General features: G+C 53.6%; 24 protein-coding genes and 1 tRNA gene. 7 read left to right on the top strand and 18 right to left on the bottom strand.

What is annotated here, in order from left to right:
• Nucleotides 1-105: 105 nt before the first annotated feature.
• A complete protein-coding gene (gene argG, locus F0319_RS19365; RefSeq protein WP_149367573.1) occupies nucleotides 106-1,452 on the top strand; it encodes an argininosuccinate synthase in 1,347 nt (448 codons plus the stop codon).
• 186 nt (nucleotides 1,453-1,638) lie between these two features.
• On the opposite strand, the gene F0319_RS19360 is transcribed toward argG, so the two are convergent.
• From F0319_RS19360 to rlmE, 6 genes are all read right to left on the bottom strand, one after another.
• Nucleotides 1,639-1,725 (bottom strand) — tRNA-Leu (locus F0319_RS19360).
• A 9-nt stretch (nucleotides 1,726-1,734) separates the two neighbouring features.
• Nucleotides 1,735-2,067 carry a preprotein translocase subunit SecG gene (gene secG, locus F0319_RS19355; RefSeq protein ID WP_023309338.1) on the bottom strand — a complete coding sequence of 111 codons (333 nt, stop codon included), beginning with the start codon at nucleotides 2,065-2,067 and terminating at the stop codon, nucleotides 1,735-1,737.
• Nucleotides 2,068-2,290: 223 nt separating this feature from the next.
• Nucleotides 2,291-3,628 carry a phosphoglucosamine mutase gene (gene glmM / locus F0319_RS19350; RefSeq protein WP_023309339.1) on the bottom strand — a complete coding sequence of 446 codons (1,338 nt, stop codon included), beginning with the start codon at nucleotides 3,626-3,628 and terminating at the stop codon, nucleotides 2,291-2,293.
• A complete protein-coding gene (folP, locus tag F0319_RS19345; RefSeq protein WP_133295205.1) occupies nucleotides 3,621-4,469 on the bottom strand; it encodes a dihydropteroate synthase in 849 nt (282 codons plus the stop codon). The genes glmM and folP overlap by 8 nt, the downstream gene beginning before the upstream one ends.
• Before the next feature lie 98 nt (nucleotides 4,470-4,567).
• Nucleotides 4,568-6,502: an ATP-dependent zinc metalloprotease FtsH gene (gene ftsH, locus F0319_RS19340; RefSeq protein WP_111964963.1), complete on the bottom strand. Its 1,935-nt coding sequence runs from the start codon at nucleotides 6,500-6,502 to the stop codon at nucleotides 4,568-4,570.
• 102 nt (nucleotides 6,503-6,604) lie between these two features.
• On the bottom strand, nucleotides 6,605-7,231 hold the full coding sequence (gene rlmE, locus F0319_RS19335) for a 23S rRNA (uridine(2552)-2'-O)-methyltransferase RlmE (RefSeq protein WP_003861812.1): 627 nt from the start codon (nucleotides 7,229-7,231) through the stop codon (nucleotides 6,605-6,607).
• Between the two features lie 127 nt (nucleotides 7,232-7,358).
• On the opposite strand from rlmE, the gene yhbY reads away from it, so the two are divergent.
• Entirely contained in the window at nucleotides 7,359-7,652 is a 294-nt protein-coding gene (gene yhbY, locus F0319_RS19330; RefSeq protein ID WP_003861814.1) for a ribosome assembly RNA-binding protein YhbY, read from the top strand.
• Nucleotides 7,653-7,803: 151 nt separating this feature from the next.
• On the opposite strand, the gene greA is transcribed toward yhbY, so the two are convergent.
• On the bottom strand, nucleotides 7,804-8,280 hold the full coding sequence (gene greA / locus F0319_RS19325) for a transcription elongation factor GreA (RefSeq protein ID WP_014171793.1): 477 nt from the start codon (nucleotides 8,278-8,280) through the stop codon (nucleotides 7,804-7,806).
• 228 nt (nucleotides 8,281-8,508) lie between these two features.
• On the opposite strand from greA, the gene dacB reads away from it, so the two are divergent.
• Genes dacB through pmrB form a run of 3 tightly spaced genes read left to right on the top strand, consistent with a single transcriptional unit; the run spans nucleotide 8,509 to nucleotide 11,647 of the window.
• Nucleotides 8,509-9,942, top strand: coding sequence for a serine-type D-Ala-D-Ala carboxypeptidase (gene dacB, locus F0319_RS19320; RefSeq protein WP_115876348.1), 1,434 nt, complete (start codon nucleotides 8,509-8,511; stop codon nucleotides 9,940-9,942).
• 2 nt (nucleotides 9,943-9,944) lie between these two features.
• Nucleotides 9,945-10,607, top strand: coding sequence for a two-component system response regulator PmrA (gene pmrA / locus F0319_RS19315; protein ID WP_149367572.1), 663 nt, complete (start codon nucleotides 9,945-9,947; stop codon nucleotides 10,605-10,607).
• Nucleotides 10,604-11,647 (top strand): two-component system sensor histidine kinase PmrB, encoded by a 1,044-nt coding sequence (gene pmrB, locus F0319_RS19310; protein ID WP_149367571.1) that lies wholly within the window; start codon nucleotides 10,604-10,606, stop codon nucleotides 11,645-11,647. The genes pmrA and pmrB overlap by 4 nt, the downstream gene beginning before the upstream one ends.
• Before the next feature lie 33 nt (nucleotides 11,648-11,680).
• On the opposite strand, the gene cgtA is transcribed toward pmrB, so the two are convergent.
• The 4 genes from cgtA to rplU form a co-directional block, all read right to left on the bottom strand.
• Nucleotides 11,681-12,856 carry an Obg family GTPase CgtA gene (cgtA, locus tag F0319_RS19305; protein WP_021242261.1) on the bottom strand — a complete coding sequence of 392 codons (1,176 nt, stop codon included), beginning with the start codon at nucleotides 12,854-12,856 and terminating at the stop codon, nucleotides 11,681-11,683.
• Nucleotides 12,857-12,871: 15 nt separating this feature from the next.
• Nucleotides 12,872-13,837 carry a DMT family transporter gene (locus F0319_RS19300; RefSeq protein ID WP_023309346.1) on the bottom strand — a complete coding sequence of 322 codons (966 nt, stop codon included), beginning with the start codon at nucleotides 13,835-13,837 and terminating at the stop codon, nucleotides 12,872-12,874.
• A gap of 96 nt (nucleotides 13,838-13,933) precedes the next feature.
• The gene (gene rpmA, locus F0319_RS19295; RefSeq protein WP_004385076.1) at nucleotides 13,934-14,191 is read right to left on the bottom strand and encodes a 50S ribosomal protein L27; all 258 of its coding nucleotides are present in this window, start codon (nucleotides 14,189-14,191) and stop codon (nucleotides 13,934-13,936) included.
• Nucleotides 14,192-14,210: 19 nt separating this feature from the next.
• Entirely contained in the window at nucleotides 14,211-14,522 is a 312-nt protein-coding gene (rplU, locus tag F0319_RS19290; protein ID WP_003025032.1) for a 50S ribosomal protein L21, read from the bottom strand.
• 257 nt (nucleotides 14,523-14,779) lie between these two features.
• On the opposite strand from rplU, the gene ispB reads away from it, so the two are divergent.
• A complete protein-coding gene (gene ispB, locus F0319_RS19285; protein WP_149367570.1) occupies nucleotides 14,780-15,751 on the top strand; it encodes an octaprenyl diphosphate synthase in 972 nt (323 codons plus the stop codon).
• Nucleotides 15,752-15,980: 229 nt separating this feature from the next.
• A complete protein-coding gene (gene sfsB / locus F0319_RS19280; protein ID WP_111964968.1) occupies nucleotides 15,981-16,268 on the top strand; it encodes a DNA-binding transcriptional regulator SfsB in 288 nt (95 codons plus the stop codon).
• Nucleotides 16,269-16,329: 61 nt separating this feature from the next.
• Here the strand turns inward: sfsB and murA are convergent, their stop codons facing one another.
• The 7 genes from murA to mlaF form a co-directional block, all read right to left on the bottom strand.
• Nucleotides 16,330-17,589 carry a UDP-N-acetylglucosamine 1-carboxyvinyltransferase gene (gene murA, locus F0319_RS19275; RefSeq protein WP_115876352.1) on the bottom strand — a complete coding sequence of 420 codons (1,260 nt, stop codon included), beginning with the start codon at nucleotides 17,587-17,589 and terminating at the stop codon, nucleotides 16,330-16,332.
• 50 nt (nucleotides 17,590-17,639) lie between these two features.
• Nucleotides 17,640-17,894 carry a BolA family iron metabolism protein IbaG gene (gene ibaG, locus F0319_RS19270; protein WP_008501458.1) on the bottom strand — a complete coding sequence of 85 codons (255 nt, stop codon included), beginning with the start codon at nucleotides 17,892-17,894 and terminating at the stop codon, nucleotides 17,640-17,642.
• A 126-nt stretch (nucleotides 17,895-18,020) separates the two neighbouring features.
• Nucleotides 18,021-18,314 carry a lipid asymmetry maintenance protein MlaB gene (gene mlaB, locus F0319_RS19265; RefSeq protein ID WP_149367569.1) on the bottom strand — a complete coding sequence of 98 codons (294 nt, stop codon included), beginning with the start codon at nucleotides 18,312-18,314 and terminating at the stop codon, nucleotides 18,021-18,023.
• On the bottom strand, nucleotides 18,314-18,949 hold the full coding sequence (gene mlaC, locus F0319_RS19260; RefSeq protein ID WP_045403542.1) for a phospholipid-binding protein MlaC: 636 nt from the start codon (nucleotides 18,947-18,949) through the stop codon (nucleotides 18,314-18,316). Before mlaC ends, mlaB begins: the two co-directional genes overlap by 1 nt.
• An 18-nt stretch (nucleotides 18,950-18,967) precedes the next feature.
• A complete protein-coding gene (gene mlaD / locus F0319_RS19255) occupies nucleotides 18,968-19,516 on the bottom strand; it encodes an outer membrane lipid asymmetry maintenance protein MlaD (protein WP_111965012.1) in 549 nt (182 codons plus the stop codon).
• A gap of 4 nt (nucleotides 19,517-19,520) precedes the next feature.
• Complete coding sequence (mlaE, locus tag F0319_RS19250; RefSeq protein ID WP_010436044.1) at nucleotides 19,521-20,303, bottom strand: lipid asymmetry maintenance ABC transporter permease subunit MlaE; 783 nt, start codon at nucleotides 20,301-20,303, stop codon at nucleotides 19,521-19,523.
• Nucleotides 20,304-20,310: 7 nt separating this feature from the next.
• Nucleotides 20,311-21,123 (bottom strand): phospholipid ABC transporter ATP-binding protein MlaF, encoded by an 813-nt coding sequence (gene mlaF / locus F0319_RS19245; protein WP_111964971.1) that lies wholly within the window; start codon nucleotides 21,121-21,123, stop codon nucleotides 20,311-20,313.
• Between the last annotated feature and the right edge of the window lie 158 nt (nucleotides 21,124-21,281).

Here is a 21,281-nt window from a genome sequence, read left to right as displayed (position 1 = left end):
GTCTTCGCCAAAAGATGATTAAATGAATACTCACTTATTTTGCATAAAAATGCACAAGAGAGCGAAAGCGGTCTCTAATCAGTCAATCAAGCAGGGTTTTATTCTATGACGACGATTCTCAAGCATCTTCCGGTAGGACAACGTATTGGCATCGCTTTCTCAGGCGGCCTGGATACCAGCGCTGCACTGCTGTGGATGCGCCAGAAGGGAGCGGTTCCGTATGCTTATACTGCGAACCTGGGTCAGCCGGATGAGGACGACTATGATGCTATTCCTCGTCGCGCTAAAGAGTATGGTGCAGAGAACGCGCGCCTGATTGACTGCCGTAAGCAACTGGTCGCGGAAGGTATCGCAGCTATTCAGTGTGGTGCATTCCATAACACAACCGGCGGTCTGACCTATTTCAACACCACTCCGCTGGGCCGCGCGGTTACCGGCACCATGCTAGTTGCGGCGATGAAAGAAGACGGCGTCAACATCTGGGGTGACGGCAGCACCTATAAAGGAAACGATATCGAACGTTTCTATCGTTATGGCCTGCTGACCAACGCCGAACTGCAGATTTACAAACCGTGGCTGGATACCGACTTCATCGACGAGCTGGGTGGTCGTCATGAGATGTCCGAGTTTATGATTGCCTGCGGCTTTGACTATAAGATGTCAGTCGAGAAAGCCTACTCCACCGACTCCAACATGCTGGGAGCGACGCACGAAGCGAAAGACCTGGAATTCCTGAACTCCAGCGTGAAGATCGTTAACCCGATCATGGGCGTGAAGTTCTGGGACGAGAACGTCAAAATCCAGGCTGAAGAAGTTACCGTACGTTTCGAACGCGGCCATCCGGTTGCGCTGAACGGTAAAACCTTCTCAGACGATGTTGAGCTGATGCTGGAAGCTAACCGGATTGGCGGTCGTCACGGTCTGGGCATGAGCGATCAGATTGAAAACCGTATCATCGAAGCGAAAAGCCGTGGCATCTATGAAGCCCCGGGTATGGCACTGCTGCACATCGCTTACGAGCGCCTGCTGACCGGTATCCACAACGAAGATACCATTGAGCAGTATCACTCTCATGGCCGTCAGCTGGGTAAACTGCTGTATCAGGGCCGCTGGTTCGATCCACAGGCACTGATGCTGCGTGATGCCCTGCAGCGTTGGGTGGCAAGCGCGATAACCGGTGAGGTGACCCTGGAACTGCGTCGCGGTAACGACTACTCCATTCTGAATACGGTGTCTGACAACCTGACCTATAAAGCAGAGCGTCTGACCATGGAGAAAGGTGAATCCGTGTTCTCACCGGACGATCGTATTGGACAGCTGACCATGCGTAATCTGGACATTACCGATACCCGCGAGAAGCTGTTCAACTATGTTGAGAATGGCCTGCTCTCCGCGAATTCCGATAACGGCCTGCCTCAGGTTGAAAAACTGGAGCATAGCGATAAGAAGTAATCGCTGATGTAGCATGCAAAAGGCGTCCTGGGGACGCCTTTTTTATTTGGACTTTCGTAGGGCGGGTAAGCGCAGCGCAACCCGCCATTTTGCCCGGTGGCGCTGCGCTTACCGGGCCTACGAAAAACAACACATAATCTACAGACGAAAAAAAAGACGTCTTTCGACGTCTTTTTTCTGGAATATTGGTACCGAGGATGGGACTCGAACCCACAAGCCCGTTAGGGCACTACCACCTCAAGGTAGCGTGTCTACCAATTCCACCACCTCGGTACAGAATACTTAGTGCGGGATATCGCTGGTTGGCTTAGCCGGTGCAGCTGGCTGAGTCTGCTCAGTTTTCGCTGGCGCGCTCAGATTTTCCCACTCGCTTCCTTTGCTGGTCTTGTTGCTGTTGATATTGCCAAGCACCAGGCTGATGATGAAGAACAGCGTAGCCAGAATCGCCGTAGTGCGGGTCATGAAGTTCGCAGAACCACTTGAACCGAACAGCGTACCGGAAGCGCCTGCTCCGAAGGAGGCTCCCATATCAGCGCCTTTACCTTGCTGCAGCATAATCAGCGCTACGAGAGCGATGGCTACAATAAGGAAAACAACTAAAAGAGCTTCGTACATAATCAACCTGTTCCTTGCGGATTTGCCGCATACCAATGCTTCGACCAATTAGCAGGATTTCTGTTTCCCACTGAAGCGGGTGTGAATACTAACCAAAGCGAATCACCTTCGCAAGGGCATTTTCGACGCATTGTATCAACTGCGGAAAAAAACAGCAAAAAGCCATTAATTGCTTAAAACAAAGGCGGCAAACGCCGCCTTTTTAAACATTTAGCGTGCAAGATTATGCAGCTTTTACAGCATCCGCAATACGGTGCGCGAATTCGGTTACCTGCGCTTCGTCTTCACCTTCCACCATCACGCGGATCAGCGGTTCAGTACCGGACTTACGCAGCAGCACGCGTCCACGATTGCCGAGGGCCGCTTCAACGTCAGCCATCACCGCTTTGACGTTCTCATTTTCCAGCGGATCGCCTTTGCCGGCAGTGAAACGTACGTTTACCAGGATCTGTGGGAACATTTTCATGCCGCTGCACAGATCGTGCAGGCTCATATGGTTGCGCGCCATAGCGGCAACCACCTGCAGCGCGGCCACGATACCGTCACCGGTGGTGGTTTTGTCGAGCAGGATCACGTGACCCGAGTTTTCTGCACCGATACGCCAGCCCTTCTCCTGCAGTTTTTCCAGCACATAGCGGTCACCCACCTTCGCGCGGACAAACGGAATACCGAGCTGTTTCAGGGCCAGTTCCAGGCCCATGTTACTCATCAGCGTGCCCACCGCACCGCCGCGCAGCTGGCCCTGACGCAGGCCTTCACGGGCAATGATGTAGAGGATCTGATCGCCGTCGACCTTATTACCTTCGTGGTCAACCATGATCACGCGGTCACCGTCGCCGTCCAGCGCAATACCCAGATCGGCTTTTTCTGCCAGAACACGCGCCTGCAGGGCACGAACGTCAGTTGCCCCCACCTGCTCATTAATGTTCAGACCATCCGGCTCGCAGCCAATGGTGATTACTTTCGCACCCAGTTCGCGGAAGACATTCGGGGCGATGTGATAGGTCGCGCCATTCGCACAGTCCACCACAATTTTGAGGTGGGCCAGGCTCAGCTCATTCGGGAAGGTACCTTTACAGAATTCGATATAGCGACCCGCCGCATCAACGATGCGGTTCGCTTTACCCAGCTCTGCGGAATCAACACAGGTAATCTCTTTTTCCATCTCAGCTTCAATAGCTTCTTCCACGTCATCCGGCAGCTTGGTGCCATCAATGGAGAAGAATTTAATGCCGTTGTCGTAGAACGGGTTGTGAGAAGCTGAAATGACAATTCCCGCTTCCGCACGGAAGGTGCGCGTCAGATACGCGACCGCAGGCGTTGGCATTGGGCCCGTAAAGGAGGCGGACAGTCCCGCAGCCGCCAGCCCCGCTTCCAGCGCGGATTCCAGCATATAGCCCGAAATACGGGTGTCTTTACCGATGATAATTTTACGTGAGCCATGACGCGCAAGCACTTTACCAGCAGCCCAGCCGAGCTTCAGGACAAAATCAGGGGTGATGGGAGCATCGCCTACGCGCCCACGGATACCGTCGGTACCAAAATATTTACGATTACTCATAGCGTTTGTTTTCCTTCGCTGCCAGTGTGGCTTCCACCACACGCATGGCTTCTACTGTTTCTTTAACGTCATGGACACGAATAATGTGCGCGCCCTGCATCGCCGCAATCACCGCGCAGGCCAGGCTGCCGCTCAGGCGTTCGCCCGGCCCCACGTTCAGCAACTGCCCAATCATCGACTTTCTTGACATCCCTACCAGTAACGGCAGGTCAAAATGATGGAATTCCGATAAGCGCGCAAGCAACGCATAATTGTGTGAGAGATTTTTACCGAAACCGAACCCCGGGTCGAGCAGCAATTTCTCTTTTGGGATACCTGCACGTTCACAGCGTTCGATATGCTCAATAAAGAAGCGATTTACGTCGGCAAAGACATCGTCATACTTCGGCGCGTCCTGCATAGTTTTCGGTTGGCCCTGCATATGCATCAGGCAAACCGGCAGCCCCGTTTCCGCAGCCGCCTCAATCGCTCCCGGTTCGGTAAGTGAACGGATATCATTGATAATGTGAGCGCCTACTCTCGCCACTTCACGGATCACCTCCGGTTTGGAAGTATCAACGGAGATCCACACTTCAAACCGCTGCGCGATAGCTTCAACGACCGGCACCACGCGCGCCAGCTCTTCTTCCACAGACACGTCCGCCGCGCCTGGACGCGTCGATTCGCCGCCAACGTCAATGATGGTGGCACCCGCATTAATCATTAAATTCGCGTGCTTAACCGCCTCGATAAGCGTGTTATGCGCACCGCCGTCAGAGAAGGAGTCAGGGGTAACATTCAGGATCCCCATCACGTGGGGATGTGAAAGATCGAGATGCGAGTCCTGAGCGAATAATTTCATGGCGAAATCCCTGGTATCTATATGGTTAAACAGAAATGAAAAACCCCGGAGCAAGCTCCAGGGTTTGAGGTACAGACAAACGCGTCAACAGCAGTGGCTTACTTATCGCCCAACTGTTCTGACATGGTGTTGCCCGGATTTGGCGTACGCGGTTCATCAACCGGACGCGGCGCACGCGGGGTGCCATTGTTGTCAGAATTATTGGAAGTGCCTGGGTCTTCCCAGCCTGCTGGCGGACGTACTTCGCGGCGCGCCATCAGGTCGTCAATCTGCGGTGCATCGATGGTCTCATATTTCATGAGCGCATCTTTCATCGAATGCAGGATGTCCATATTGTCGTTCAGGATCTGGCGCGCACGCGCATAGTTACGCTCTACCAGAGATTTAACTTCCTGGTCGATGATACGTGCCGTCTCATCGGACATATGTTTCGCTTTAGCCACAGAACGGCCCAGGAATACTTCACCCTCTTCTTCTGCATACAGCAGCGGACCGAGTTTGTCGGAGAAGCCCCACTGAGTCACCATGTTACGCGCCAGGTTTGTCGCCACTTTAATGTCGTTGGACGCACCGGTAGAAACATGTTCCACACCGTAGATAATCTCTTCTGCCAGACGACCACCGTAGAGGGTAGAAATCTGGCTTTCCAGCTTCTGACGGCTGGCGCTGATCGCGTCGCCTTCAGGCAGGAAGAAGGTCACACCCAGCGCACGACCACGCGGAATAATCGTCACTTTATGCACCGGATCGTGTTCCGGCACGAGGCGACCAATAATCGCATGACCCGCTTCGTGGTATGCCGTGGACTCTTTCTGCGCTTCCGTCATCACCATGGAGCGACGTTCCGCACCCATCATGATTTTGTCTTTCGCTTTCTCAAACTCCACCATCGATACGACGCGCTTGTTACCCCGAGCGGCAAACAGAGCAGCTTCGTTGACCAAGTTAGCCAGGTCCGCACCGGAGAAGCCTGGGGTACCGCGCGCAATGATTGCCGCATCGATATCTGGCGCCAGCGGTACGCGACGCATGTGAACTTTCAGAATCTGTTCGCGACCGCGAACGTCCGGCAGACCCACAACAACCTGACGGTCGAAACGGCCTGGACGCAGCAGCGCAGGGTCAAGTACGTCCGGACGGTTAGTCGCCGCGATAACGATGATACCTTCGTTACCTTCGAAGCCGTCCATCTCAACCAGCATCTGGTTCAGCGTCTGTTCACGTTCATCGTGACCACCGCCCAGACCTGCGCCACGCTGGCGGCCTACGGCGTCGATTTCATCGATGAAGATAATGCACGGTGCTGCCTTCTTGGCCTGCTCGAACATGTCACGCACACGAGATGCACCGACACCCACGAACATTTCAACGAAGTCAGAACCTGAAATAGTAAAGAACGGCACCTTCGCTTCGCCCGCGATGGCTTTCGCCAGCAGGGTTTTACCTGTACCCGGAGGGCCAACCATCAGCACCCCTTTCGGGATCTTACCGCCCAGCTTCTGGAAACGGCTCGGTTCACGCAGGTATTCAACCAGTTCACCGACCTCTTCTTTCGCTTCGTCACAACCGGCGACGTCAGCGAACGTGGTCTTGATCTGGTCTTCCGTTAGCATACGCGCCTTGCTCTTACCGAACGACATGGCACCTTTGCCACCGCCGCCCTGCATCTGGCGCATAAAGAAGATCCAGACGCCGATAAGAAGCAGCATCGGGAACCAGGAAATGAAGATAGAAGCCAGCAGGCTTGGTTCTTCTGGCGGCTCACCTACCACCTTGACGTTTTTAGTCAGAAGGTTATCAAGCAGCTTAGGATCGTTCACCGGGATGTAAGTCGTGTAACGGTTACTATCTTTCTTGGTAACGTTGATCTCACGTCCGTTGATACGCGCTTCGCGAACCTGGTCCTGATTGACCTCCTGCAGGAAGGTAGAATAATCCACCTTGCGGCCATTCGACTCGCTGGGCCCAAAGCTCTGGAATACTGACATCAGCACAACGGCAATGACCAGCCAGAGTATTAGGTTTTTCGCCATGTCACTCAAGGGATTAACCTCATATTACAACTGTGTTAAAAACAGCGTCAGGATACTCTATATCCAGTTTCATTCAAACTTTCGCCTGAAATCTACCGGTTATCATTTTCGCCCGGTCGCTACAATATACACTTCTCGGGAACGGGCCCGGGAAGAGTCCGGCTTACGAACTTTAACCTTCGCAAACAGGGAGCGAATTTCCTTAAGATACTCCTCGAAACCTTCGCCCTGAAACACCTTCACAACAAAACTACCACCAGGCGCTAGTACATCACGACACATTTCTAACGCTAGCTCCACCAGATACATGGCGCGGGGGATATCCACCGCCGGTGTTCCGCACATATTTGGTGCCATATCTGACATGACAACCTGGACCTTACTATCACCTACACGATCAAGTAACGCTTTCAGCACTAATTCATCACGAAAGTCGCCCTGAAGGAAGTCGACACCGACAATGGGATCCATTGGTAAAAGATCGCACGCAATGATTCGGCCCGTTCCGCCGATCTGCGTTACCGCATACTGGGACCATCCGCCAGGTGCCGCACCGAGGTCTACAACCGTCATCCCCGGCTTAAAAAGTTTGTCACTTTGCTGTATTTCATCAAGTTTAAACCAGGCACGGGAACGCAACCCCTTTTTCTGTGCCTGTTGAACATATTTATCGCTAAAGTGTTCCTGAAGCCAGCGGCTGGAGCTGGCAGAACGCTTTTTACCTGTCATTTAACATTTCCGTCCTGGTTCATCGTTACCTGCCTGTGACGTAAATTTCTACGCAGCTATTTGGCGATATAAGGGAGATGGCGGTAGAATGAACCGTTTTCAATCCCAACGTAAGCAAAAATATACGATGAATCTTAGTACTAAACAAAAACAGCACCTTAAAGGTCTGGCACATCCGCTCAAGCCTGTAGTGATGCTTGGCAACAATGGTTTGACCGAAGGGGTGCTTGCCGAGATTGAACAAGCGCTGGAACACCACGAGCTGATCAAGGTGAAAATCGCCTCTGAAGACAGAGACACTAAAAACCTGATCGTGGAAGCCATCGTGCGCGAAACCGGCGCCTGTAATGTACAGGTCATCGGTAAAACGCTGGTGCTCTACCGCCCATCTAAAGAGCGTAAAATCTCGCTGCCACGCTAAGGATATCCTGAATTAAACACATTTTCTGTGTGAAACGAGGGATTTCTGCCAGCAGGCGAGCAAAATGCCATGCTCCTTGAGTTGATAAAAGGCCGCTACGCGGCCTTTTTCTTTTCTTTACAATGTATCAACATCTTAGTAGAGAAGCGAATTACAGGTATTCAACCTTAATAATTTCGTATTCCACTTCACCGCCAGGGGTGCGGATGGTGACAACATCGTCCTGCTCTTTGCCAATCAGGCCGCGAGCAATCGGAGAGTTCACTGAAATCAGGTTCTGTTTGAAGTCTGCTTCATCATCACCGACGATGCGATAGGTCTGCTCTTCGTCGTTGTCCAGGTTCAGCACGGTCACGGTAGAACCAAAGATCACACGCCCATTGTTAGGCATTTTGGTGATATCGATAACCTGTGCATTGGACAGTTTTGCCTCGATATCTTTAATACGCCCTTCACAGAAACCCTGCTGCTCACGCGCGGCGTGGTATTCAGCGTTCTCTTTCAGGTCGCCATGCTCGCGCGCATCCGCGATAGCGGCGATGATTTCAGGACGACGCACGGATTTCAGGAAATCCAGCTCTTCGCGCAGTTTTTCGGCACCACGTAAGGTCATCGGAATAGCTTGCATTTGTTATACCTCTTAAACATTCCTGTTGGGAGCAGTGTTCCCTGCTCCTGCCCACCTAAGCGGGCAAGAAGCAAAAAGAAAACCGACCCGGGAGCAATGCCCCAGGTCAGCAGCAATTTTTCAATTTGATATGCATTTTACCGCGAAGTTCACTATGGGTCATCGTTTACTTTGCAGTGCTATGCACCGTAGTATGACGGTTTGTTTTCGGGTTGTTAGCGCGAGATTATGCGATTTTCCAGATTTATCATCGGATTGACTACCAGTTTAACGTTCACTGCCCAGGCCGCGAATGTTGATGAGTACATTAATCAGCTCCCCGCAGGCGCGAACCTTGCCCTGATGGTGCAGAAGGTTGGCGCACAGGCTCCCGAGATTGACTATCACAGTCAACAGATGGCGCTGCCTGCCAGTACCCAAAAGGTGATCACTGCCCTCGCCGCCTTGCTCCAGCTCGGTCCTGACTTCCGTTTTACTACCACACTCGAGACCAAAGGTAACGTCGAGGGTGGCGAACTGAAAGGCGATCTTATCGCCCGTTTTGGCGGCGATCCGACCTTTAAGCGCCAGGATATCCGCAATATGGTTGCGGTACTGAAAAAATCTGGCGTGCAGAAAATTGATGGCAATGTGCTGATTGACACGTCCATCTTTGCCAGCCACGATAAAGCTCCTGGCTGGCCGTGGAACGACATGACCCAGTGCTTTAGCGCCCCACCCGCCGCCGCGATTGTTGACCGTAACTGCTTTTCGGTTTCACTTTACAGCGCGCCAAAGCCAGATGATTTAGCATTTATCCGCATAGCATCCTACTACCCGGTCACCATGTTTAGCCAGGTTCGCACGCTGGCGAAAGGTTCCCCGGATGCGCAATATTGTGAGCTGGACGTCGTGCCTGGCGATCTTAACCGCTTCACCCTTACCGGCTGCCTGACGCAGCGCGCCGATCCACTGCCCCTGGCCTTTGCGATACAGGATGGGGCAAGCTATGCGGGTGCCATTCTGAAAGATGAACTGAAGCAAGCGGGCATAACTTATACCGGCACCCTGCTTCGTCAGACGCAGGTCAACCAGCCCGGCACGGTCATCGCCAGCAAACAGTCTCCTCCGCTGCACGATTTACTGCGGATCATGCTGAAAAAATCGGACAACATGATTGCCGATACGGTGTTTCGCATGATTGGTCACGCGCGTTTCGGCGTGCCGGGAACCTGGCGCGCGGGTTCAGACGCGGTTCGGCAGATCCTGCGCCAGCAGGCCGGAATCGATCTGGGTAATACCATCGCCGTCGATGGCTCCGGACTATCGCGTCATAATTTGATCTCTCCGGCCACGATGATGCAGGTGCTTCAGTACATTGCACAGCACGACACTGAGCTAAACTTTATTTCAATGCTGCCGCTGGCCGGGCATGACGGTTCTCTGCAGTACCGTGCCGGGCTTCACGCTGCCGGTGTGGATGGTAAAGTCTCCGCGAAAACAGGCTCATTGCAGGGGGTTTACAACCTTGCAGGCTTCATCACTACCGCCAGCGGACAACGCATGGCATTCGTGCAGTATCTTTCCGGCTATGCCGTCGAACCGACCGACCAGCGCAATCGTCGTATTCCGCTTGTTCGCTTCGAAAGCAGGCTTTATAAGGACATCTATCAGAATAACTAGCGATGAAACTACTCATAGTTGAAGACGATCTGTTATTGCAGGAAGGGCTGGCGCTAGGTCTAGCCAATGAAGGGTACGCCCTCGACTGTGCTGGCACCGCAGCGGAGGCGGACTCTCTGATTCAGAGCGGCGAATACAGCCTGGTGATCCTCGATTTGGGCTTGCCTGATAAAGATGGCGCCACGCTGCTCGGCCAGTGGCGACGTCGCGGCATCGCCAACCCGGTATTGATCCTGACGGCACGAGATTCCATTGAAGACCGTATCACTGGCCTCGATGCAGGCGCTGATGATTACCTGGTGAAGCCTTTTGCGCTCGCGGAGCTGCAGGCTCGGGTGCGAGCGTTAATTCGCCGCTATCAGGGCCATAGTGATAACTTATTGACCGACGGCGATATTACGCTGAATTTGCAAACCCAGCAGGTGCTGCGCCAGGATCAGGCCGTAGAGGTGACGCCAAAAGAGTTCGCCTTGCTTACGCGTCTGATCATGCGGAGCGGGCAAACGGTACACAGAGAAACGCTCCAGCAGGATATTTACTCCTGGCAGGACGATCCCGGCTCAAATACCCTTGAGGTCCACATCCATAACCTGCGGCGTAAACTCGGCAAAGACAGGATCAAAACCGTTCGCGGCGTCGGCTACCGTCTGGAGAGCCAGAAATGAACAGCATGCGTCGGCGTTTGATGGTGCTGCTGGCGGTGATTCTCCTGTTTTTCCAGCTGATAAGCGTTATCTGGCTATGGCATGAAAGCCGTGAACAGATTGGTTTTCTGGTCAACGAAACGCTGTCAGCAAAAGCGCGCAATAATCACGTCGAGAAAGAGATCCGTGAAGCGATTGCCTCGCTGCTGGTTCCTTCCCTGGTGATGGTCGGCTTTACCCTGCTCTTCTCCTTCTGGGCGGTCACCTGGATAACCCGACCGCTGAATAAACTCCGCGACAGTCTCGCTAACCGTTCGGCCGATAACTTAACCCCGCTTCCTATGTATTCCGACATGGAAGAAATTGGCGCGGTGACGACCTCCCTGAACCAGCTATTGGCACGACTGGATAGCACCATTCAGCAGGAGCGTCTCTTCACCGCAGACGCCGCACACGAGCTGAGAACGCCTCTGGCCGGCATCCGGCTCCATCTTGAGCTCATGGCGCAGTCAGGCGCGCCACAGGCCGCGACGTTAATTAGCCGTATCGATCAGCTCATGCATACCGTCGAACAGCTGCTAATGCTGGCCCGTGCCGGACAGGCAATGGCGAGCGGGCACTACGAAACCGTGAACTGGACGGAAAATATCATTGAACCTCTCGGCCTGGGGCATGAAGCCAAAGAGCATACGGTGATTTGGCCCGCTAAAAGCGCGCTCACGGTTCAGGGAGATGCCGTGCTCCTGCGCCTGATGCTGCGCAACCTGCTGGAGAATGCAGGGCGCTACAGCCCGGAAGGGACAACGATTACAGTGACATTAACCGAGGTCGACGGGGGATCGCAGATCAGCGTTATCGATCAGGGTCCAGGGATTGATGAAGCGCACCGAGTGTCAATCACTGAGCCATTCCGCCGTCTTGACCAGCGCTACGGAGGGAGCGGTCTGGGCCTGAGTATCGTGCAGCGCATCGTCCAGCTACACCACGGCAGGCTGACCCTTGAAAATGGCGCTGAAGGCGGTTTAATCGCCAACTGCTGGCTGCCCACAACGCTTCAATAAAAAAGCCCCCATAATGGGGGCTTTGAACAGATATTAGTGCTTGTAGATGAACTCGACGCCTTCTTCGTCGTCTTCATCCCAGTCATCGTCCCAGTCTTCATCGTCTTCTTCCGCTTCCAGCTCTTCGAGCTGCTGGCGGTGGTAGTCATCCCACATGAATTCGACTTTTTCAGGCTGTTTGACTTCTTCCGCCTGAACAATTGGGTTCTCAATGATGAAGGTCATCACATCCCAGCATAGATCTTTCACGCCAACCTGGCTTGCCGCAGAGATCAGGTAGTACTTATCTTCCCAACCCATCGCTTCAGCAATGGCTTTCGCTTTTGCTTCCGCTTCGGCTTTATCCATCAGGTCGATCTTGTTGAAGACCAGCCAGCGTGGTTTATTCGCCAGTTTTTCGCTGTATTTTTCCAGCTCGCCCACGATGATACGGGCATTTTCAACCGGATCGGAACCGTCGATAGGATCGATATCGATAAGGTGCAGCAGCACGCGGCAGCGCTCAAGGTGCTTCAGGAAGCGAATCCCCAGACCCGCCCCTTCCGCGGCGCCTTCAATCAGACCCGGGATATCGGCAACCACGAAGCTCTTCTCGTTATCCATACGGACAACACCCAGGCTTGGTACCAGCGTGGTAAACGGATAGTCTGCCACTTTTGGCTTGGCCGCAGAGACGGCGCGAATGAACGTCGATTTACCGGCGTTTGGCATACCCAGCATGCCCACGTCTGCCAGAAGCATCAGCTCCAGCTGCAGGTCGCGCTTATCGCCCGGCGTACCCATCGTTTTCTGACGCGGCGTACGGTTAACGGAAGATTTGAAACGGCTGTTACCCAGACCGTGCCAGCCGCCTTTCGCCACCATCAGGCGCTGACCGTGTTTGGTCATGTCACCCATGGTTTCACCGGTCCCCTGGTCAATCACGCGCGTACCGACCGGAACTTTAATGGTGACGTCTTTACCGCGTTTCCCGGTACAGTCACGGCTCTGGCCGTTTTGGCCACGTTCAGCGCGGAAGGATTTTTCGAAACGGTAGTCGATCAGCGTGTTGAGGTTCTCATCCGCCTCCAGCCACACGTCACCACCATCCCCGCCGTCGCCGCCATCAGGACCGCCACGTGGGATATACTTTTCACGGCGGAAGCTCACGCAACCGTTGCCGCCATCACCAGCCACGACCAGGATCGTCGCTTCATCAACAAACTTCATTTTACTCTCCGTAACTCATTCGCCTGAGCGGGGGACTACTACAACCGCTTCATTTTTGCGCCAACGTCCCCAAAGACGATGACCAATGGCGGAATACATCGCGCCCGCAACCACGACAAACGCACCGAGATAACCCAACAGGTTGAGCATCGGTCTGACGAAGACATCGGGCCAGGCCATTGATAACAAATCTGAAAATAACAGCGTAAACAGCGGAGTAAGCGTAATTAACGCGCTCACCTGTGCTGCTTGCCAGCGCGCCATCGCTTCGGCCAGCGCGCCATAACCGACCAGCGTGTTCAGCCCACAAAAAATGAGGCACGCCAGTTGCCAGTCGCTAAGCTGGGAAATCACTCCCGGCTTTGCTAATGGCAGCAATGCTATTGTACACAAAGTGTACAGCAAAAAGAGGATCTGCTGTGAGGCAAGACGACGCAATAACACCTTTTGTGCGACGCCATAGCTCACCCAGACCGTTGCTGCCCCCACACCGAAAATTACACCCCATGTGTAATCCGTCAGGCGAGTGAAAATCTCAATCAGACTGGTGTTGAAGAACATCACCAGACCGCACAGCAGCATGCTCGCCCCGATAATCTGCGTACCGCGCATCTTTTCCTTGAGGATAAAGACGCTGGCGACCATCATGCCAACCGGTGAAAGCTGACCTATCACCTGCGATGCCGTGGGGCTGAGGTATTGCAGGGAAGAGCTGAACAGGATGAAGTTACCGAACAGACCGCCCGTCGCGATAGCCAGCAATACCAGCCAGCGCGGTTTACGGAAGAGCCGCAAGGGTGGAAGCTTACCTTTGATTGCCAGAATGGCCCCGAGGCCGATGCTTGCCATCAGAAAGCGATAAAAAACCACCGTAGGCGGCTCCATCACTTCCAGTACCTGCTTCATTGCAATTGGCAGCGCACCCCAGCACATTGCGGTAGTGAGCGCCAAAAGAATACCAATGCCGGCCTGCTGCTTCATGCCCGTTTTCCCTACAGAAAAAATTACCGGGTTTCCAATGTAAAAAGCCCCGCAACAGGTTGCGGGGCTTTAATCCGTTACCGGACCGAGAAAACCTTACTCAGCAACGATGCTGATGTATTTACGGTTGTTCGGGCCTTTAACTTCAAATTTCACTTTACCGTCTGCCTTAGCAAACAGAGTGTGGTCACGACCGCAACCTACGTTGTTGCCAGCGTGGAATTTGGTACCACGTTGACGAACGATGATGCTACCCGCCAGAACGGATTCGCCACCGAAACGCTTAACGCCCAGGCGTTTAGCTTCTGAATCGCGACCGTTACGTGTGGAGCCGCCAGCCTTTTTATGTGCCATTTAAATCTCTCCTCAGGTCTTAGGCGCTGATGCCAGTAATTTTCACATCAGTGAACCACTGACGGTGGCCCTGCTGCTTACGGTAGTGCTTACGACGACGAAACTTAACGATTTTAACTTTCTCGCCACGACCGTGTGCAACAACTTCAGCTTTGATAACGCCGCCATCAACGAAAGGAACGCCGATTTTGACTTCTTCACCGTTTGCGATCATCAGAACTTCAGCGAACTCAACAGATTCGCCAGTTGCGATGTCCAGCTTTTCCAGGCGAACGGTCTGACCTTCGCTTACTCGGTGTTGTTTACCACCACTTTGGAAAACCGCGTACATATAAACTCCGCTTCCGCGCACGTCCTCGTATGAATCAGAGTGCGCTATAAATATTCACAATAGGGCGCGAATATTACGCAAAACGCGAGCCTTTGACAAGTGCTACCGTCAATACATGAAGAAAAAAAACACAACACGTACGGTAACGTTTATCTGAGCCGTTTTTTCAGTACAATCAGCACTACTATTGATAAACCGAAACCCTTCGTTACCCCATTGAAGATGGGATCAACAGGATAAAAAGCCCGGCTTTTGCGATGAATTTAGAAAAAATCAACGAGTTAACCGCGCAAGATATGGCGGGTGTGAATGCAGCAATCCTGGAGCAACTCAACTCTGACGTTCAACTGATCAATCAGTTGGGTTATTACATCGTCAGCGGCGGCGGTAAACGCATTCGTCCGATGATTGCCATTCTGGCTGCCAGAGCCGTTGGCTATCAGGGAAATGCCCACATCACTATCGCAGCGCTCATCGAATTTATCCACACGGCGACGCTTCTGCATGACGATGTGGTGGATGAATCGGATATGCGTCGTGGCAAAGCCACGGCAAACGCCGCTTTCGGGAACGCAGCCAGCGTCCTGGTGGGAGATTTTATTTATACCCGCGCCTTCCAGATGATGACCAGTCTGGGCTCCCTTAAAGTGCTGGAAGTAATGTCCGAAGCCGTAAACGTCATTGCTGAAGGCGAAGTGCTGCAGCTGATGAACGTGAACGATCCTGACATCACCGAAGAAAACTACATGCGCGTCATCTACAGCAAAACCGCGCGCCTGTTTGAAGCGGCGGCCCAGTGTTCCGGCATTCTGGCTGACTGTACCGAAGCACAGGAAAAGGGCCTGCAGGACTATGGCCGCTATCTGGGTACGGCATTCCAGCTGATCGATGATTTACTGGACTACAGTGCGGACGGCGAGACGCTCGGCAAAAACGTGGGCGATGACCTGAACGAAGGCAAACCGACCCTGCCGCTGCTGCATGCTATGCGGAACGGAACAGCCGACCAGTCGAAAATGATCCGCGAAGCGATTGAGCAGGGAAATGGTCGCCATCTTCTGGAACCTGTACTGGAAACCATGGCAATCTGCGGATCGCTGGAATGGACGCGTCAGCGTGCGGAAGAAGAAGCCGACAAAGCCATCGAAGCGCTTAAGGTTATTCCAGACAGTCCGTGGCGCGAGGCACTGATTGGTCTTGCCCACATCGCCGTCCAGCGCGACCGTTAATCCCCTTGTATCTCCCCGCAGCGATAGCGGGGAGTTCCTGTACACGCCTGTAAATTCCGTGTTCATGTAAATTCATCGGTTTAGAGACCGCATGAATAAAGCCGTGTCTTATTCTGAATATCCCATCAAGTAACGCGAACTTTTTAGAACAAGAAGTTGAAATGGGTATAGTAAACCCCGTCGTTTCAGAAGAAACGGCGTAGGTGAATCCGAACTTAAGGACGGCGTTATGGATACGAAATTTATCGACTGGCACACGGCTGATATTATTGCCGCATTGCGCAAAAAAGGCACTTCACTGGCAGCAGAGTCCCGCCGCCATGGACTGAGTTCTTCAACTCTGGCAAACGCCCTCACCCGCCCCTGGCCCAAAGGAGAATTAATTATCGCAACGGCGCTGGATACGCATCCGTGGGTGATTTGGCCTTCACGCTACCACGATCCCATTACCCATGAATTTATCGACAGATCGCGCATGATTCGCCAGAGAAGAGTAAAAAGAGAACCGCAGGAATAACGCGTTTTTTGACAGGAACAGCAACCCCCCGGTCATTTCTGGCAGGGGGCTGCCGGAACGATTACTCGCCCTTCACACGCTCGATGTTGGCACCCAGCGCGCGCAGTTTATCTTCGATACGCTCATAGCCACGATCGATGTGATAGATACGATCCACAATCGTTGTACCTTCCGCGATACAACCCGCCAGCACCAGGCTTGCAGACGCACGCAGATCGGTTGCCATCACCTGAGCGCCGGACAGCGTCTCAACGCCATGGCAAATCACGGTATTACTTTCGATCTCAGCACGTGCACCCATACGGATCAGCTCCGGTACGTGCATAAAGCGGTTCTCGAAAATGGTTTCTGTGATGAAGCCAGTACCCTCGGCGACCAGGTTCAACAGGGTGAACTGCGCCTGCATGTCAGTTGGGAACGCCGGGTGTGGCGCCGTACGCACATTGACTGCCTTTGGACGCTGGCCATGCATATCGAGGCTGATCCAGTCTTCACCGACTTCAATATCCGCACCCGCATCGCGCAGTTTCGCCAGCACCGCATCCAGGGTATCTGGCTGTGCGTTGCGACAAACAATCTTACCGCCAGAAATCGCCGCTGCGACCAGGAATGTACCGGTTTCGATACGGTCCGGCAGAACGCGATAGACACCACCGCCCAGACGCTCAACGCCTTCGATGGTGATACGGTCGGTACCCTGGCCGGAGATCTTCGCCCCCAGCGCCACGAGGAAGTTGGCGGTATCCACAATCTCCGGTTCACGCGCGGCGTTTTCGATGATGGTGGTGCCTTCTGCCAGCGTCGCCGCAGACATAATGGTTACCGTTGCGCCCACGCTCACTTTGTCCATGACAATGTGCGCGCCTTTCAGACGACCATTAACGGACGCTTTAACGTAACCTTCTTCCAGCTTGATCTCTGCGCCCAGTTTTTCCAGACCAAAGATGTGCAGGTCAACCGGACGCGCACCGATGGCGCAACCGCCCGGCAGAGAAACCTGACCCTGACCAAAACGCGCCACCAGCGGGCCAAGCGCCCAGATGGATGCACGCATGGTTTTCACCAGATCGTAAGGTGCTGAGAAGTTGTTCACCTTGCTGGCGTCGATCCAGACGGAACCGTTACGCTCAACTTTCGTGCCCAACTGGGTGAGCAGCTTCATGGTGGTGTCGATATCTTTCAGCTTCGGTACGTTCTGAATTTCTACCGGCTCTTCAGCCAGCAGCGCAGCAAAGAGGATTGGCAGCGCGGCGTTTTTCGCGCCAGAAATTGTGACTTCGCCCTGGAGACGCGTTGGCCCCTGTACACGAAATTTATCCATTGTGTGCTCTCTTATAAATTCAACCGTGCTGCGGGCCTGTCGCCCTCAGCTCAAAAACCGTTTAGTTTGCGATCGCGTGCCCACTCTTGCGGGGTGAACGCTTTAATCGACAGGGCGTGGATGCGGTTATCCGCAATATATTCCATCAGCGGCGCGTACACAGCCTGCTGTTTCTTCACGCGGCTCATACCGTCGAACATCTCACCCACAGCAATAACCTGGAAGTGACTGCCATCGCCAGTGACGTGGGCTTCCTGAAGGGAGAGTGCATTCATCAGCACTGTCTGGATTTCATGATTTTCCATGGGTTCTTAATCATCTGATAGTGAAAACAAGCCCAACATCTTAGAGCAAAGTGACGTTGTCTTAAACAAGCAAAAAGCCCTGACGATGAAACTGTCAGGGCTTTCGGAAGTAACGCACTGAAAATATTAACGAGGCAATACGTCCTGAGGAAGATTGTAGAGCTGAGCAAGGGTCACGACATTCTCGCTCGCGCCGCGAAGCGTGACGCTAGCCCCCTGCTTTTTCCCTACAGCAATCAGATGGGCAAGCAGCGCAACCCCGGCCGTATCCACCCGCGTGACCTCGGTTAAGTCGATAAGCATCACGCCCTGCATCACTTCATGGCGTTTGTCCCACAGTGGGTTCAGCAGATCCTGATCCAGTTCACCGGACAGCTTTAACGTCTCGCCTTCACGCGACCAGCTGAGTTGCTGTGACATTACTTCTTCTCGTCCAGCGTGATTTTCTGACGAGCAATGGACTGCAGCTGAGCGGTCAGGCCATCAATGCCTTTGGTGCGCAGCAGATCGCTCCATTCGTTCTGTTTGGTGGTGATCATGCTTACGCCTTCGGCGATCATGTCATACGCCTGCCAGTGACCGGTCTGGCTGTTTTTACGCCACTGGAAATCCAGACGAACCGGCGGACGGCCGTTAGGATCGTTGATCGTCACACGGATAGGGACGATGGTCGCATCGCCCAGCGGCTGCTCGGGCGCAATCTGATAGGTCTGACCGTGGTACATCGCCAGCGCCTGGCCATAAGCCTGTTTTAGGTATTCACGGAACGCGGCAAAGTAGGCCTCACGCTGCGCAGGAGTCGCGTCTTTGTAATAGCGGCCCAGCACCAGCGCACCCGCATATTTGATCTGCACGTACGGCAGCAGCTCCTGGTCAACCACGTCACGCAGGTAATCAGGATTAGAACGAATCTTAGGCTGTTCGTTTTTAAGACGGTCGAATGTCTTCTTCGCCGCTTCGTCCATCAGTTTGTACGGGTTACTCTGATCCGCAGCGTGGGCGGCGGTAAGAGGGGCGATGACCAGCATGGCAACCATTAACAGTCGTTTAAACATGAATGACTTCTCCTGATATTAATTCGCAGCACCTGGGGTCGGCGCGGCATTGGTATGGTCTTCGCTCTGCGCAGGGGCAGCGTCAGATTTTTTCTCATCTCCTTTACTGTTGTAAAGGAACTGACCAATCATATCCTCCAGCACCATCGCGGATTTCGTATCCTGAATGACGCTACCGTCTTTAAGGATAGTCGTTCCCAGCTCGGGATCTTCAAAGCCAACGTTAAGCGCCAGATATTGTTCGCCCAGCAGACCGGAAGTCCGGATAGACAGGGAGCTGGTGTCCGGAATGTGGTTGTAACGCTCTTCGATATCCATCGCGACGCGAGGCAGATAGGTCTTCTCATCCAGCGTAATGTCGGATACGCGCCCGATCACCACGCCGCCGATACGGACCGGTGAACGCGCCTTCAGCCCGCCGATGTTATCGAAGGTGGCATAGATGCGATACGTCGGTTCTGTGCGCACAGACGTGATATCCGCCGCTCTCAGGCAGATAAACAGCGCGGCCAGCAGCGCCAGCAGCAGGAATACACCGACCCAAATTTCATTTTTTCTCGTTTGCATGAACTCAATTCCCAAACATCAGTGCGGTGAGCACAAAATCCAGACCCAGTACGGCCAGCGACGAATGAACGACTGTACGTGTAGTTGCACGGCTAATGCCCGCCGACGTCGGGATGGCATCGTAGCCATTGAACAATGCAATCCAGGTGACCGTAATGGCAAATACCACGCTTTTAATCAGGCAGTTAACCAGATCCATTCGCAGGTCAATGGCGTCCTGCATCGCGGACCAGAAGAAACCGGCATCGATGCCTTTCCAGTGCACGCCAACCAGCGAGCCGCCCCAGATACCCACGGCGACAAACAGAATAGTCAGTAACGGTAAAGAGATCACCCCAGCCCAGAAACGCGGCGAGATCACGCGACGCAGCGGATCGACCGCCATCATCTCCATGCTGGAAAGCTGCTCGGTCGCACGCATCAGGCCAATCTCAGCTGTTAATGCCGACCCCGCGCGCCCGGCGAACAACAGCGCCGCCACGACGGGCCCCAGTTCGCGCAGCAGCGAGAGCGCCACCAGCATCCCGAGGCTAGTTTCCGCACTGTAGGTTGTCAGAACAAGATAGCCCTGCAGCCCAAGCACCATACCGATAAACAGACCGGAGACAATGATGATGAGCATCGACAGCACGCCGACATTATAAAGCTGGCGCACCAATAGCGGCGCGTGCTTACGGAATTCCGGCTTGCCAACCAGGGCGTTGAATAACATCAATCCGGCACGCCCGAACGTCCTGATGGTTTTTATGCCACGGTGTCCGAGAGCGGCCAACGCATTTAACAGCATGAGTGGCTTAACTCCCTATTCCCAGTAAATCGTCACGATAGTCGCCTGCCGGGTAGCGGAACGGCACAGGGCCATCAGCAATACCGTCGAGGAACTGTCTAACACGCGGATCGCAATTTTCCTGCAGCGCCTGAGCGCTACCGTGTGCGACGATCTTTTTGTCCGCCACGATATAGGCGTAATCGGCAATGCTCAATACTTCCGGTACATCGTGAGACACCACAATGCAGGTGACACCAAGCGCGCTGTTCAGTTCAGAGATGAGCTTCACCAGCACGCCCATCGTAATGGGATCCTGTCCAACAAACGGTTCGTCGAACATGATTAAATCAGGCTCTAATGCAATGGCTCTCGCCAGCGCGGCGCGGCGCGCCATGCCGCCGGACAGCTCCGAAGGCATCAGCTTCGCAGCACCCCGCAAGCCAACGGCTTCGAGCTTCATCATCACCGTGCTTTTCAGCAGTTCAGGTGGCAGACTGGTATGCTCGCGCAGCGGATAAGCCACGTTATCAAAGACGTTCATGTCGGTGAACAAGGCGCCCGACTGAAAGAGCATGCTCATGCGTTTGCGGACAGTATACAGGCGCGAGCGCGACATCTCCGGGATGTTTTCGCCATCAAAGAGGATTTCACCGCTATCCGGTGGGATCTGCCCACCAATAAGGCGAAGCAGGGTCGTTTTACCGATCCCGGACGGCCCCATAATGGCAGTGATCTTGCCACGCGGAACGGTCAACGAAATATCATCAAATATCAATCTGTTGGCGCGAGAAAAACTCAACCCGCGGACATCGACTAAATTCGCCATGGTTTGGCTCATTTATAGTTCCTTTCTTATCCTGCTCACGTTAAGGCATGTAGCCTGAATCAGCCCTAAACTCAGCATTTTTACAGAATAATAACCGTAGAGGTTAGCGAAAGCTGGCATTTGTTTTACTTTTCCGGCGCATAAAGTCAAAATTAGGAATTCGTTACGCC

Source organism: Enterobacter vonholyi (assembly GCF_008364555.1).
Classification (GTDB): domain Bacteria; phylum Pseudomonadota; class Gammaproteobacteria; order Enterobacterales; family Enterobacteriaceae; genus Enterobacter; species Enterobacter vonholyi.
Note: the sequence above shows the minus strand (reverse complement) of the source record. Positions and strands in the feature narration are given on the sequence as shown.

What these genes read in the sequence shown, in the direction of transcription:
- argG (WP_149367573.1), top strand. Translation starts at nt 106, where the DNA reads ATGACGACGATTCTCAAGCATCTTCCGGTAGGACAACGTATTGGCATC.
- secG (WP_023309338.1), bottom strand. Translation starts at nt 2,067, where the DNA reads ATGTACGAAGCTCTTTTAGTTGTTTTCCTTATTGTAGCCATCGCTCTC.
- glmM (WP_023309339.1), bottom strand. Translation starts at nt 3,628, where the DNA reads ATGAGTAATCGTAAATATTTTGGTACCGACGGTATCCGTGGGCGCGTA.
- folP (WP_133295205.1), bottom strand. Translation starts at nt 4,469, where the DNA reads ATGAAATTATTCGCTCAGGACTCGCATCTCGATCTTTCACATCCCCAC.
- ftsH (WP_111964963.1), bottom strand. Translation starts at nt 6,502, where the DNA reads ATGGCGAAAAACCTAATACTCTGGCTGGTCATTGCCGTTGTGCTGATG.
- rlmE (WP_003861812.1), bottom strand. Translation starts at nt 7,231, where the DNA reads ATGACAGGTAAAAAGCGTTCTGCCAGCTCCAGCCGCTGGCTTCAGGAA.
- yhbY (WP_003861814.1), top strand. Translation starts at nt 7,359, where the DNA reads ATGAATCTTAGTACTAAACAAAAACAGCACCTTAAAGGTCTGGCACAT.
- greA (WP_014171793.1), bottom strand. Translation starts at nt 8,280, where the DNA reads ATGCAAGCTATTCCGATGACCTTACGTGGTGCCGAAAAACTGCGCGAA.
- dacB (WP_115876348.1), top strand. Translation starts at nt 8,509, where the DNA reads ATGCGATTTTCCAGATTTATCATCGGATTGACTACCAGTTTAACGTTC.
- pmrA (WP_149367572.1), top strand. Translation starts at nt 9,945, where the DNA reads ATGAAACTACTCATAGTTGAAGACGATCTGTTATTGCAGGAAGGGCTG.
- pmrB (WP_149367571.1), top strand. Translation starts at nt 10,604, where the DNA reads ATGAACAGCATGCGTCGGCGTTTGATGGTGCTGCTGGCGGTGATTCTC.
- cgtA (WP_021242261.1), bottom strand. Translation starts at nt 12,856, where the DNA reads ATGAAGTTTGTTGATGAAGCGACGATCCTGGTCGTGGCTGGTGATGGC.
- F0319_RS19300 (WP_023309346.1), bottom strand. Translation starts at nt 13,837, where the DNA reads ATGAAGCAGCAGGCCGGCATTGGTATTCTTTTGGCGCTCACTACCGCA.
- rpmA (WP_004385076.1), bottom strand. Translation starts at nt 14,191, where the DNA reads ATGGCACATAAAAAGGCTGGCGGCTCCACACGTAACGGTCGCGATTCA.
- rplU (WP_003025032.1), bottom strand. Translation starts at nt 14,522, where the DNA reads ATGTACGCGGTTTTCCAAAGTGGTGGTAAACAACACCGAGTAAGCGAA.
- ispB (WP_149367570.1), top strand. Translation starts at nt 14,780, where the DNA reads ATGAATTTAGAAAAAATCAACGAGTTAACCGCGCAAGATATGGCGGGT.
- sfsB (WP_111964968.1), top strand. Translation starts at nt 15,981, where the DNA reads ATGGATACGAAATTTATCGACTGGCACACGGCTGATATTATTGCCGCA.
- murA (WP_115876352.1), bottom strand. Translation starts at nt 17,589, where the DNA reads ATGGATAAATTTCGTGTACAGGGGCCAACGCGTCTCCAGGGCGAAGTC.
- ibaG (WP_008501458.1), bottom strand. Translation starts at nt 17,894, where the DNA reads ATGGAAAATCATGAAATCCAGACAGTGCTGATGAATGCACTCTCCCTT.
- mlaB (WP_149367569.1), bottom strand. Translation starts at nt 18,314, where the DNA reads ATGTCACAGCAACTCAGCTGGTCGCGTGAAGGCGAGACGTTAAAGCTG.
- mlaC (WP_045403542.1), bottom strand. Translation starts at nt 18,949, where the DNA reads ATGTTTAAACGACTGTTAATGGTTGCCATGCTGGTCATCGCCCCTCTT.
- mlaD (WP_111965012.1), bottom strand. Translation starts at nt 19,516, where the DNA reads ATGCAAACGAGAAAAAATGAAATTTGGGTCGGTGTATTCCTGCTGCTG.
- mlaE (WP_010436044.1), bottom strand. Translation starts at nt 20,303, where the DNA reads ATGCTGTTAAATGCGTTGGCCGCTCTCGGACACCGTGGCATAAAAACC.
- mlaF (WP_111964971.1), bottom strand. Translation starts at nt 21,123, where the DNA reads ATGAGCCAAACCATGGCGAATTTAGTCGATGTCCGCGGGTTGAGTTTT.